Genomic DNA, 12,887 nt, shown 5'->3' with positions numbered 1-12,887 from the left:
GATGGAACAATATGTTAGAATTTGATTTTGAAATGGAGAGCTTGGCGCAAATAAAAGTCATCGGCGTGGGCGGCGGAGGTAGTAATGCTGTCAACCGGATGATTGAAAACGGCGTTCAGGGTGTAGAATTTATTACGGTTAATACAGACGCCCAAGCGTTGCATATGGCCAAATCGGAGCACAAGCTGCAGATTGGGGACAAGCTGACCCGTGGTTTGGGTGCAGGCGCCAACCCTGAAGTCGGTAAGAAAGCAGCGGAGGAATCCCGTGATCTGATTTCGAATACCCTTAAAGGTGCAGATATGGTATTTGTTACTGCAGGAATGGGTGGCGGTACAGGTACAGGGGCGGCGCCAGTTATAGCTGAAATTGCTAGAGAATGTGGAGCCCTGACTGTGGGTGTAGTTACTCGCCCGTTCACTTTTGAAGGAAGAAAACGTTATAACCAGGCAATGCTTGGAATCGAAGCTTTGAAAGAAAAAGTCGACACGCTAATCGTCATTCCAAATGACCGTTTGCTTGAGATCGTTGATAAGAAAACACCGATGTTGGAAGCTTTCCGTGAAGCAGATAATGTTCTCCGGCAGGCTGTTCAAGGTATCTCTGACCTAATTAAGGTTCCTGGTCTGATTAACCTTGACTTTGCGGATGTAAAGACGATCATGACAGAGCGCGGTTCAGCGCTTATGGGAATTGGTATAGCAAATGGTGAGAACCGTGCGTCTGAAGCAGCACGTAAAGCCATCATGAGCCCACTCTTGGAAACGTCTATTGAAGGCGCCCGCGGCGTAATCATGAATATTACGGGAGGATCTAACCTCTCCCTATACGAAGTCAATGAAGCGGCTGAGATCGTTACATCCGCCTCTGATCCTGAAGTGAATATGATCTTTGGTGCGATAATTGATGAAGGCCTGAAGGATGATATCAAAGTAACAGTAATTGCTACTGGCTTTGAACATAAACCATCGCCTGAAGCTCCAGGACGTCGTCCGGTCTCGACGAATAACGAGCCAGCGGCAGCACCGGATAAGAACGCTGCTAATCTGCGTCCGTTCGGGAATCAGAACACGTCAGATCAGTTGGATATTCCGACGTTCCTGCGTAACCGTAATCGTAGCAACAACGACTAGTTAAATATTTTTATCAAGAAGATATGAAAGCACCGTATTATCCAGCTAATAGAGCTAGGGTACTGCGGTGCTTTTTTTATGTGAAATGCTGTTCAGAAGGAATAAAACCCTCCCACGCTATAACTCGACAAAAAAACCTCAAGAATGCCCCCCAAGTTTAGACAGACTTTGAAAGCGAGACTTTTTATACTAATCATATCGTCCAAAAAACAGAGCCTGATCCATTTTGGCTACAGGATAGATTCCGCCATAGTAGGCAGGTGAATGCACTGGTTGTTTATATTGACTTGATATTCGCCGCCAATCTAGTGATCGACGGAATTCTATTGTGGCTGACAGGCTGGATGGTCAAGCTGAGGATATCATGGTGGCGGCTAGTCCTCTCAGCTCTGGTTGGTGCGCTCTATGTGGTGATGATGTTTGTGCCGGAGTTGTCTTTCATGTATACCTTCCTCATTAAGTTTGGATTGTCGGTGGTTATGCTATGGATTGCCTTTGGTTTTGGGAGTCTGCAAAGCTACCTTCGCACTATGGGAGCTTTTTATATTATCAACTTCGCAGCTGCTGGTGGGATTGTAGGTATTCACTATTTGCTGCAGAGCTCCGGTGATATTTGGAATGGTATTATGTTCACTGCTTCAGGAGGGCATGCTTACCGCTTAAAGATTGGTTTTTGGTTTGTAATTGCAGTATTTCCCCTGGTGTTAATCTGCTTCAAGGCAGTGCACTCCTCACGAATCAGAAGGGAGCAGCTTGAAACCTATATCGGTGAGGTGGTAGTAGAAATTGATGGAGTGACTGTTTCCTGTCCCGGCCTGCTAGACACAGGTAACCGGCTTTGTGATCCTTTGACCCGCATACCGGTGATGGTTATGGAATCTTCGCTCTGGGAGGGACATCTGCCTGAAACATGGAAAGGTAGACTCACTCAGGACGGAGCGGACAAACTTTTACTAGAAACGGACGGGCAGTCGTTTGCTTGGCAGGACAGGATGCGTCTGGTGCCTTACAGGGGAGTTAACCGGGGGGCATCATTTATGCTTGCACTGAAGCCTGATCAGGTGACGATAAAGCTTGGTGAAGATATCTTTTATTGTAAAAGAGTCTTGATCGGGCTGGATGGTGGGACATTGTCGGGGGATGGAGCCTATCGGGCTGTAATACATCCTGATTTGACTCAAAAAGAGAGCGCTATTGATGCAGCACTGCCTTCCTAATCTTTAAAGCTAGCTGAACCAAACTTCTGATGGCTGAAAGCGGGATTTGAAAGCTTCACACGCGAACCGTGCACTTCTTGGAGGAGGAACAAATAATGGTCAAATGGAAAATTGCTCTGCAGCTGCAATATTACCGCATGCTGTTTCTACTAGGGCTGAAGAGTCAGGAAATCTATTATATTGGCGGGAGTGAGGCACTTCCTCCACCGCTGACACGGGAAGAAGAAGAATATCTGCTTCAGCGGCTGTCTAGCGGCGATGCAGCTGTTCGTGCGATGTTGATTGAGCGCAATCTTCGCTTGGTAGTATATATCGCTCGTAAATTTGAGAATACCGGCATCAATATCGAGGATCTGGTTTCGATTGGCGCTATTGGCTTAATTAAGGCTGTGAACACTTTTGATCCTGAGAAAAAAATAAAACTGGCTACTTATGCATCCCGCTGCATAGAGAATGAAATCTTGATGTATCTGCGGCGGAACAGCAAGACACGGAGTGAGGTTTCTTTTGATGAGCCGCTTAATATTGATTGGGATGGCAATGAATTATTGCTTTCTGACGTATTAGGAACGGAAAATGATACCATTTATCGGAACATAGAAGAACAGGTTGATCGCAAGCTGCTGCAAAAGGCACTGGAAAAGCTGAGTGACCGGGAAAGACTCATTATGGAGCTGAGATTTGGCCTGCGCGGAGGCGAAGAAAAGACACAAAAAGATGTGGCCGATCTGCTTGGCATCTCCCAATCTTATATTTCGCGGCTGGAGAAAAGAATTATCAAGCGGCTGCGCAAGGAGTTTAACAAGATGGTGTAAGGTGAAATTAGCAAGGAATAAAATGGCGAGCCCGGGAGATAATGTACAGTAATGTTTCTCCTTGGGAGGTAAATCATCATGACCCGTAATAAAGTCGAGATTTGCGGTGTGGATACTGCTAAGCTGCCTGTTCTAACGAATGTGGAAATGCGGCAACTGTTCACTTCGCTGCAGCAGCAGGGCGAGCGATCCGCCAGAGAGAAATTGGTAAACGGTAATCTTAGACTTGTTCTAAGCGTTATCCAGAGGTTCAATAATAGGGGAGAATTTGTTGACGATTTGTTCCAGGTGGGTTGCATCGGTCTGATGAAAGCCATTGATAATTTCGATTTATCACAAAACGTTAAATTCTCCACATATGCAGTTCCGATGATTATCGGTGAGATTCGGCGTTACCTGCGTGATAACAACCCGATTCGGGTATCACGTTCTCTCAGAGATATCGCCTACAAGGCGCTCCAGGTACGTGATAGTCTGACCAATCAGAACTCGCGGGAACCGACGATATTCGAAATATCAGAAGCGCTGGGTGTGCCGAAGGAAGATGTTGTATTTGCTCTTGATGCCATTCAGGATCCAGTGTCCTTATTCGAGCCGATCTATCATGACGGCGGCGATCCTATTTATGTAATGGACCAGATTAGCGACGATAAGAATAAGGATGTGTCGTGGATCGAAGAAATTGCATTACGTGAAGCGATGCGTAAGTTAGGACAAAGGGAGAAACGAATTTTATCCATGCGGTTTTTCGAAGGGAAAACACAGATGGAGGTCGCAGACGAGATTGGCATTTCACAGGCACAGGTCTCACGTTTGGAGAAATCTGCGATTCAGCAAATGCAAAAACACGTGAAATCTTAGAGCAGTAGCCATGAGGAGATATTCCAGAATCCGGGTTAAGGATTTTGGGCGATCTCCTCTTTTTAATGAATGTAGACAAGCTTCCGTATCATATATTGGACTATAGGTCGGATTGTACAGGGGTGGTGAGATGAACGAGGATTATCAAGGGTCTGCCAAAAAAATGAAAATCTCTGATTTTCAGACGAAGGATGTTATCAACATTGTAGATGGCAAGCGGCTGGGGCAGATTAGTGATCTGGAGCTTGATTTGCGCCGTGGTGTCATAGATGCCATCGTTATACCCGGATACACTCGGTTTATGGGATTGTTCGGAGGCGGGACAGATCTGATTATTCCATGGCGGAATATAGTCAAGATCGGGTCCGATGTAGTGCTCGTGAAGATTGAAGAGTCACGGATGTCTCCGGGACAGGAAGAGCGGGAAACGATGTATCTGGAGCGGGGAGATCGCAGCGAACGGCGCACTTATTAATTAGGTGCGTTTTTTGTTTTTTTATTTAAGAATTTAGGCGATCTGGCTTAAGCGTCACTTTGTACGGGTATTTACATGTGGTACACTAAGGCGGAGGTGAGGAAATGGAACCGTTTGTGCAGGGGAAAGAAATGCTTATGCTGCTCCATCTGGAGCCGTGGCGAGTGGAGCATAACGAAATTACAGCGGGGTTTACTGGTAGACAGGGAGGGGCTAGCAAGGCGCCCTATGACAGCCTGAATTGTGCGTTTCACGTTGGGGATGCTCCTGAAGCTGTCCTGAGCAATCGGAGAGCGCTTGCCGAAGCTCTTGATTTCAAACCGGAAGCATGGACCTGTGGAGAACAAACCCATGGGGCAGAGATAGCTGTGGTAAAGGAAGTAGACCGTGGGCGGGGACAACAGGACAGAGCATCGGCATTTCAAGCCACGGACGGTCTGCTGACGGATGTGCCCGGGGTTTTGTTGACTTCTTTTTATGCGGATTGTGTGCCCCTTTATTTTTATGATCCCGTGCGTAGAGTCGTCGGTCTTGCGCATGCAGGCTGGAAAGGGACGGTGGCTCAGATTGCCGCAGCCATGGTGAATAAGCTGCAAACGGTATACGGCAGCAATCCACATGATATTGTGGCAGCGATCGGTCCATCCATTGGCGACTGCTGTTATGAGGTGGATGATTATGTGATGGAGCATGTTCGCCAGTTGGAGGGCAGCTTGAATGAGGGTATAGAAACTTTCGATGCTGTGGAGCTTTACAGAGCCTCAGAGACTGATCAGAGTAAATACTTGCTAAACTTGAAAGAAATGAATCGACGCATTATGATAAAAGCAGGAATATTGCCGACTCATATCGAATGTACAACATGGTGTACAAGCTGTAATCGTGATTTGTTTTTTTCATATCGCAAAGAAAACGGTATTACAGGCAGAATGACGAGCTGGATCGGAATAAAGGAGAGTTGAAAGTTGTCTTTAACACTGCAGGAGAGAATTGCTGAGGTAGAGGAACGTGTAGCACGTGCCTGCGCAGCAAGCGGCCGGGATCGTAATGACGTCAAGGTAATTGCAGTGACGAAATATGTTTCTCTGGAAATGGTATCCTCCGTATTGGAGGCAGGACTAGAGCATATTGCCGAGAGTCGCTGGCAGGATGCTGAGCACAAATGGAAGGTTTTAGGGGACAAAGGGACATGGCATTTTATCGGGCATTTGCAAACCAATAAGGTTAAAGACGTTATTGGAAAATTTCAATATATACACTCTTTGGACCGGATGTCTCTGGCGCAAGAATTACACAAAAAGGCGCTTGCCGCCGATCAGGAAGTGAATGTGTTTCTTCAAGTGAATATCTCTGGCGAAGATACGAAGTTCGGTCTGTCACCTGAGGCAGTACCTGGATTTTTACGTGAAATCGCTAGTTTGGACCGCGTTAAGGTAATTGGACTTATGACGATGGCACCTTTAGAAGGTGATCCAGAGCTTACCCGTCCTGTATTTCGCGGACTTCGTGAGCTGCGCGATGAGCTTAATCAACTTGCTTTGACACCTGAGCCGATTACGGAGTTGTCCATGGGAATGTCGAATGATTTTGAAGTGGCGATACAGGAAGGAGCTACCTGGGTACGCCTGGGTACGGTGTTAGTAGGCCATTAGGAGGGATCGTGATGAGCGTTATGAACCGATTTATGAGTTTTTTGGGCTTGCAGGAGGAAGAGGAAGTTGTGGAGCGGGAGCAAATCCACGAAGAGGATGAGTATGAGCCGGCCCCTGTAGAAACCCGCAAAAATCAAAGGGGCAACGTTGTCAGTATCCATTCGCAAAAAAATGTCAAGGTTGTATTATATGAACCACGTTCATATGATGAGGCACAGGAGATTGCTGATCATCTCCGTTCGCATCGGACGGTAGTAATTAACCTGCAGCGTGTTCGCAATGATCAAGCAATGAGAATTATTGATTTTCTCAGTGGAACTGTTTATGCCCTTGGGGGAGGAATCTCTAAAATTGGGGGCAATATATTTATGTGCACTCCAGATACTGTTGAAATTCAAGGCTCCATTACAGAAATCCTAGGTGACGATCAAGACTATAACAGAATGAGGTGAATGGGCTTTGCTTCAAATTGATTACATTATCGATATTTTGTTTAATATCTATTTTTACATGATTATTTTCTATGTGCTAATGTCCTGGTTACCCAACGTTCGTGATAACTTCATTGGAGAACTGCTAAGCAAACTCGTAGAGCCGTATTTAACACCTTTCAGACGGTTTATTCCACCGCTCTTCGGTACACTTGATATCTCTCCAATCATTGCATTACTTGTCTTGGAATTCGCAGCAGGCGGACTTAAATCTATCCTGCATTTGATTTTTTAGGCATCTGTGATGAAGAACGAAGTTTACGGGCATTTTCATCCCGATGAACGTCAATTTGTGGACAAGGCCTTCGAATGGGTTACCAATGCTGGAGAATATCATGAGACTAAATTAACTGAATTTCTCGATCCCCGCCAAGGTTTTATTCTGCAAACTTTAGTTAACCGCCATCCTGACGTGATTGTTAAATGGGAGGGTGGACATGCTGAGGCAGAGCGGAAGCGAGCGCTTGTCGCCCCTGATTATCGTGATCTGGATCAGGAAGACATGGAGCTGAAGGTGCTTGCGATAACCTCAGGGGAGCAGAAGTTTCTGGCCTTGGAGCACGGGGACTACATGGGTTCTATTCTGGGGCTGGGCGTTAAACGAGGCAAAATCGGTGATATTCATGTTCTGGACGATGGTTGTCATGTTGTAGTCGCTGCTGATATTGCAGATTATTTAGCTATGAATTTAACTGGAGTGCACCGGATACAGGTAAGTACGGAAGTATTACCCCTTTCCGCCTTGCGTAATAGTGAGGTTAAGCTGGAAGTGATGGATTTGACTGTAGCGTCCCTGCGATTGGATGGCATTGCCGCAGATGTAACACGGCTTAGCCGAAGCAAAATTCTTGCTCCCATCAAGGCTGGACGCGTTCGGGTAAACTGGAAAGTGGAGGAAGACCCATCCTGCAGTCTTAAGGATGGTGACATGGTATCTATTCAAGGTTTCGGTCGCTTCAAGGTGCTAGAGGTCGGCAGTTTGACGAAAAAGGGCCGATACCGTGTTCAGATTGGTAAATTTGTGTGAATCCCTTGCAGGAATACGGTCTTACTTGTCGAAATTGATTATTTCGAGGGAATCAAACATTTTTAAAGCTGGACGCCGATACTTTAAAGAAGAGGCGGACCATAAATGGCAGGCGGAACACAGAAACACCTTCTGCCTTTACTTGAAGTACAGTCTTTCTTCTTTGTCTGCCGCTTAGTTGCGATTTAGAGATAAAGAAGGTCCGAAATTTCTAGGAGGTGCACAGCATGCCATTAACACCGCTCGATATACATAACAAGGAGTTTTCTCGGAGACTTCGCGGTTATGATGAGGACGAGGTCAACGAATTTCTAGATCAAGTGATCAAGGATTACGAAAGCGTCATCCGTGAGAACAAGGAACTGCAGAATCAGCTTTTGTCTATTCAAGAGCGTCTGGATCATTTTGTGAATATTGAAGAAAGTTTATCAAAGACGATCTTAGTCGCTCAGGAAGCGGCGGATGATGTGAAGAACAACTCCAAGAAGGAATCCCAGCTCATTATCAAGGAAGCGGAGAAAAACGCCGATCGGATTATTAACGAAGCGTTATCCAAATCCCGTAAGGTTGCTATTGAGACTGAAGAATTGCGTAAGCAAGCTTCGATCTATCGCACTCGTTTCCGGACATTAGTGGAAGCTCAGCTGGAGCTGTTATCACAGGATGACTGGAATGCCTTAGAGAGTCGTGAGGCGAGCGAGAACGTAGCCTTCAAGGATGATGTTCTTCATCGCATCTAAAGGTTTCAGACGATAATTGGCTAAATAGAGGGAGCTATTCCCTCTATTTTTATTTTCCGATAAAATAGACCATAATAAAGTGAACTCCATGCGCAAGTACGTCCTTAATAGCTAGATTGGGCGAATGGCTGTTGACATTTAGATTCAAAAAGTCTATAAATAGAACATATCTGTATAATGTTTATATGTATTCGATGACGGGACAAGTACGACAAGGTAACGTTCTCCAGAGAGTCGGCGATTGCTGCGAGCCGATTGTTCGAGCCCTGCCGGAAGATCTTCCCCTAGAAGTTAAGCTGAAGCGTTGATCGTGCGTAAGCTTAACCGTCTGCCGGACGTTACACCGGACCTGTGCACAAGATTTACGCGCAGGACTGAGATTGTGCTGAATACACTCCCCTTAAGGATGTGCTCATGCGCAGAATTAGGGTGGTATCGCGAGCGTCGTCTCGCCCCTTTGGGGGTGGGATGACGCTTATTTTGTTGTTCCGGGGCGGCCATCCCCCTAAATCCCCCTTTCTAAGGGGGACCCCAAGGGCTGCCGCCCTCTGGACACCCGCAAAGTAAAGCCTCGTGCAAATAGGTACGGTGGTGGAAACGAACGGAATCATGTGGCTGAAGGAGCGGCCCTTCTTAGGCTCCCCTGGCGGATTCGCCTGCGGGGCCTTTACGGCAAGAGCGGTGAGCGACCAGCTGCGCAAGGTCGCTCATTGGCGCCCCGAGCGATTGCTGCCCTGCGGGAACGCGGCTCGGGAGCCAGGGCAAGAGCGGTGCGCGACCAGCTGCGCAAGGTCGCTCATTGGCGCCCCGAGCAATTGCTGCCCTAACGGGATCGCGGCTCGGGTACCAGGGCAAGAGCGGTGCGACCAGCTGCGCAAGGTCGCGAAATGGCGCCCCGAGCGATTGCTGCCCTGCGGGATCGCGGCTCGGGAGCCAGGGCAAGAGCGGTGTGCGACCAGCTGCGCAAGGTCGCTCATTGGCGCCCCGAGCAATTGCTGCCCTAACGGGATCGCGGCTCGGGTGCCCGGAAAGAAGGGGCGGTTGCTGCGCAATGCCGCCGAAGCCCCCGAGCGATTGCTGCCCTACGGGATCGCAGCTCGGGTGCCCGGAAAGAAGGGGCAGCTGCTGCGCAGGATCGCCCAAGGATCGAAAAGAGCTTTATAGACTAATCCATGAAAGGATTGACCATCACATGCAAAAAGTAGATGTCAGAGAAAAGGCGCGGGCAAGAGATGTCCGCATATTGAAGAAATGGAACGAAGAGAATACGTTCCGCAAGTCCATGGAGAACCGTGAGGGACGTCCAAACTATGTATTCTATGAAGGTCCGCCAACAGCAAACGGTGCGCCGCATATCGGACACGTGCTGGGACGGGTAATCAAGGATTTCATCGGTCGTTACCAGACAATGAAAGGTTACCGCGTAGTACGTAAAGCAGGCTGGGATACACACGGTCTGCCAGTAGAACTAGGCGTACAAAAGAAGCTTGGCATCTCCGGTAAACAAGAGATTGAGGAATATGGCGTAGAAAAATTCATCCAGGAATGTAAAGACAGCGTCTTCGGTTATGAGAAGCAATGGCGTGAATTTACAGAAGCGATTGGATACTGGACAGATCTAGATAATCCTTACGTAACCTTGGATAACACCTATATCGAAAGTGTATGGAACATCTTGGCTACAGTGCATGAGAACGGGTTGCTTTACCGCGGACACCGTGTTAGCCCGTATTGCCCGAGCTGCCAGACTACATTAAGCTCGCATGAAGTTGCCCAAGGCTACAAAACCGTTAAGGATCTCAGTGCAACTGCGAAGTTCAAGCTGGATGACAGCGGAGACTACGTATTGGCTTGGACGACAACACCTTGGACCTTGCCAGCCCATATGGCGCTAGCTATGAACCCGGACATGGATTATGTACGTGTGCAACAAGAAGATGGTGTGTACATCGTTGCTAAAAACTTGGTCGAAGAAGTAATGAAAGGCGAGCACACAGTCCTTTCTACACATAAAGGTTCCGAGTTTATCGGTAAAACTTACGCACCTCCATTCGGATATATTAAGGCAGAGAAAAGTAATGTTATCGTAGGTGCTTCTTTCGTTACAGATTCCAGTGGTACAGGGATCGTACACATGGCACCAGCACATGGTGAAGATGACTACAAGACTTGCCGTGAGAATGGCATCAGCTTCGTAAATGTGGTTGATAATTCCGGTAAGTATACGGATGTAGTTTCTGATTTTGCGGGACGTTTTGTTAAGGATTGCGATCTGGATATCATTAAGGTTTTGTCTGAAAAAGGATTGCTTTACGGTAAAGAGAAATACGAGCATAGCTATCCGTTCTGCTGGCGTTGTGATACACCACTTTTGTATTACGCAACAGACAGCTGGTTCATCAACACTACAGCGATCAAAGATCAGCTGATTGCTAACAACAACAGTGTGGCTTGGTACCCTGAGCATGTACGTGAAGGTCGTTTCGGGAAGTTCTTGGATGAACTGGTTGACTGGAATATCAGCCGTAACCGTTATTGGGGTACACCCCTCAACGTCTGGGTATGTCAAGAAACGGGCAAAGAGTTTGCACCACACAGCATTGAAGAGCTAAGAGCGATGGCGATTGGTGATGTTCCTGAAGATATCGAGCTGCATAAACCTTTCGTGGATAAGATCAAGCTGCGCAGTCCGTTTAGCGAAGGTGCAGAGATGGTTCGTACATCGGAAGTGATCGACGTATGGTTCGACAGTGGCTCAATGCCTTTTGCACAAAGCCATTATCCATTTGAGAACGAGGATAAGCTGAATGATCAGTACCCGGCAGATATGATCTGTGAAGGGATCGACCAGACCCGCGGATGGTTCTACAGCTTGCTTGCAGTATCCACCTTGTTTAAGGGTAAAGCTCCATATAAAGCAGTTATTGCTCACGGTCATATCCTCGATGAGAATGGTCAAAAAATGTCCAAATCCAAAGGCAATGTTATTGATCCTTGGGAAATCATGAACGATTACGGCACGGATGCATTCCGTTGGGCTATTTTGTCCGACAGTGCACCGTGGAATAATAAACGTTTCTCGCGTGGTCTTGTAGGTGAGACAAAATCTAAAGTAGTGGATACGCTGGTGAATACACATGCCTTCTTAACGCTTTATGCGGGCATCGATGGATACGACCCAGCCGATCATCCTTTTAAGGTATCAAAACATAAGCTGGACCGCTGGATCCTGTCCCGTCTGAACAGCTTGATTCTTTTGGTGGATAAAGGACTTGCGGTAAATGACTTCGTAAATACGTCTAGAGCGATTGAGAACTTTGTGGATGAGCTGAGCAACTGGTATATCCGTCGTTCCCGTGACCGCTTCTGGGGTAGTGGTCTAGGTGAAGATAAATTGGATGCTTACCGTACGTTGACTCATGTGCTTTTGGCGACAGCGACTTTGATGGCTCCATTTACACCGATGTTGTCCGAAGATATCTTCACGAACCTTGGCGGCGGAGAAAGTGTGCATTTGGCAGACTACCCGGTTGCTGACGAGAACTTGATCGATAAAGAGCTGGAAGAGGATATGGAAAGTGCAAGACAGATCGTTGAGCTGGCGCGTAACGTACGTAACGAAACAGGCATTAAGAATCGTCAACCGCTGTCCGAGCTGATCGTTTCGATGAACCGTGACTTCCATTTGTCTGAGTATGAAGAGATCATCAAAGACGAGATCAACATCAAGAACATCGTGCTGGAGAACAGTGACAGCGGATTTGTTGATTTCACACTCAAGCTGAATCTTAAGGTTGCCGGTAAAAAATACGGTAAAAACGTAGGCTTCCTGCAAGGCTTTCTGAAAGCTATGGATAGTGACTCTACCCGTAAAGCGGTGCAAGACGGCTCAATCGCGATTGCGACACCTGAAGGTGAAGAGCTTGTAATCACTTCTGAAGAGCTGCTTGTTGAAAAACAAGCCAAAGCAGGTTTCGCCGCAGCTTCCGGATATGGAGTTACGGTTGCGCTCAATACCGAAATCACGCCTGAGCTTGAACAAGAAGGCTGGGTTCGTGAGATTATTCGTGCGGTTCAAGATTACCGTAAACGTCTGGATCTGCCGATCGAGAAACGGATCGCACTCACTTTGAAGTTAGACGATGAGCTAAAAGCAGCTGTTACAGCATTTGACAATGTACTGCGAGACAATGTACTTGTGACTACGGTTGATTTTGATGGAGAACATGCTTTTGAGACGGTAGAAGTCGGTGATAAATCAATCGGTATCCATATCGAAGCATAATTCTGCATTACCTGTCCCAAAACAGCATATACTAGCGGCATAAGTGTAAACGGAGATATTCCGTTTATGCGGGAAATATAGTCTTTATATTTCGGCGCAAAACTAACGAGTCCCGAGCTTAAGGAGATGAATTCTCTTTGGCCGGGCTCGTTTACTTTGTAGCGAAGGAAAGACATATGAGAGGAGCCGTA

General features: G+C 47.1%; 12 protein-coding genes and 1 other annotated feature. All 12 genes read left to right on the top strand.

Annotation, left to right across the window (positions count from 1 at the left end; all coding sequences use genetic code 11):
* Positions 1 to 11 precede the first annotated feature (11 nt).
* The 12 genes from ftsZ to ileS all read left to right on the top strand — a co-directional run bounded on the left by ftsZ (position 12) and on the right by ileS (position 12,696).
* Positions 12 to 1,133 (top strand): cell division protein FtsZ, encoded by a 1,122-nt coding sequence (ftsZ, locus tag PODO_RS22620; protein WP_036683633.1) that lies wholly within the window; start codon positions 12 to 14, stop codon positions 1,131 to 1,133.
* 269 nt (positions 1,134 to 1,402) lie between these two features.
* Positions 1,403 to 2,350: a sigma-E processing peptidase SpoIIGA gene (spoIIGA, locus tag PODO_RS22615; RefSeq protein WP_036683940.1), complete on the top strand. Its 948-nt coding sequence runs from the start codon at positions 1,403 to 1,405 to the stop codon at positions 2,348 to 2,350.
* A 92-nt stretch (positions 2,351 to 2,442) separates the two neighbouring features.
* Positions 2,443 to 3,165 carry an RNA polymerase sporulation sigma factor SigE gene (gene sigE / locus PODO_RS22610; RefSeq protein WP_036683937.1) on the top strand — a complete coding sequence of 241 codons (723 nt, stop codon included), beginning with the start codon at positions 2,443 to 2,445 and terminating at the stop codon, positions 3,163 to 3,165.
* Between the two features lie 78 nt (positions 3,166 to 3,243).
* The gene (sigG, locus tag PODO_RS22605; RefSeq protein ID WP_036683631.1) at positions 3,244 to 4,026 is read left to right on the top strand and encodes an RNA polymerase sporulation sigma factor SigG; all 783 of its coding nucleotides are present in this window, start codon (positions 3,244 to 3,246) and stop codon (positions 4,024 to 4,026) included.
* A 130-nt stretch (positions 4,027 to 4,156) separates the two neighbouring features.
* Positions 4,157 to 4,501 carry a YlmC/YmxH family sporulation protein gene (locus tag PODO_RS22600; RefSeq protein WP_036683628.1) on the top strand — a complete coding sequence of 115 codons (345 nt, stop codon included), beginning with the start codon at positions 4,157 to 4,159 and terminating at the stop codon, positions 4,499 to 4,501.
* 104 nt (positions 4,502 to 4,605) lie between these two features.
* A complete protein-coding gene (pgeF, locus tag PODO_RS22595; protein WP_038572853.1) occupies positions 4,606 to 5,463 on the top strand; it encodes a peptidoglycan editing factor PgeF in 858 nt (285 codons plus the stop codon).
* 3 nt (positions 5,464 to 5,466) lie between these two features.
* A complete protein-coding gene (locus PODO_RS22590; RefSeq protein WP_038572851.1) occupies positions 5,467 to 6,153 on the top strand; it encodes a YggS family pyridoxal phosphate-dependent enzyme in 687 nt (228 codons plus the stop codon).
* 11 nt (positions 6,154 to 6,164) lie between these two features.
* Positions 6,165 to 6,605 carry a cell division protein SepF gene (locus tag PODO_RS22585; protein ID WP_036683619.1) on the top strand — a complete coding sequence of 147 codons (441 nt, stop codon included), beginning with the start codon at positions 6,165 to 6,167 and terminating at the stop codon, positions 6,603 to 6,605.
* A gap of 7 nt (positions 6,606 to 6,612) precedes the next feature.
* A complete protein-coding gene (locus PODO_RS22580; protein WP_036683616.1) occupies positions 6,613 to 6,879 on the top strand; it encodes a YggT family protein in 267 nt (88 codons plus the stop codon).
* Positions 6,880 to 6,888: 9 nt separating this feature from the next.
* Positions 6,889 to 7,671: a YlmH family RNA-binding protein gene (locus PODO_RS22575; protein WP_038572849.1), complete on the top strand. Its 783-nt coding sequence runs from the start codon at positions 6,889 to 6,891 to the stop codon at positions 7,669 to 7,671.
* Between the two features lie 227 nt (positions 7,672 to 7,898).
* Complete coding sequence (locus tag PODO_RS22570; RefSeq protein WP_051491297.1) at positions 7,899 to 8,411, top strand: DivIVA domain-containing protein; 513 nt, start codon at positions 7,899 to 7,901, stop codon at positions 8,409 to 8,411.
* A gap of 185 nt (positions 8,412 to 8,596) precedes the next feature.
* Positions 8,597 to 8,871, top strand: a binding site (T-box leader).
* A 732-nt stretch (positions 8,872 to 9,603) separates the two neighbouring features.
* Entirely contained in the window at positions 9,604 to 12,696 is a 3,093-nt protein-coding gene (gene ileS, locus PODO_RS22560; protein WP_036683608.1) for an isoleucine--tRNA ligase, read from the top strand.
* Positions 12,697 to 12,887 lie beyond the last annotated feature (191 nt).

The sequence above is a fragment of the Paenibacillus odorifer genome, assembly GCF_000758725.1.
In the GTDB taxonomy this organism is placed as follows: domain Bacteria; phylum Bacillota; class Bacilli; order Paenibacillales; family Paenibacillaceae; genus Paenibacillus_AQ; species Paenibacillus_AQ odorifer.
The sequence above is the reverse complement of the archived record's forward strand: the minus strand, read 5'-3'. Positions and strand labels throughout refer to the sequence as shown.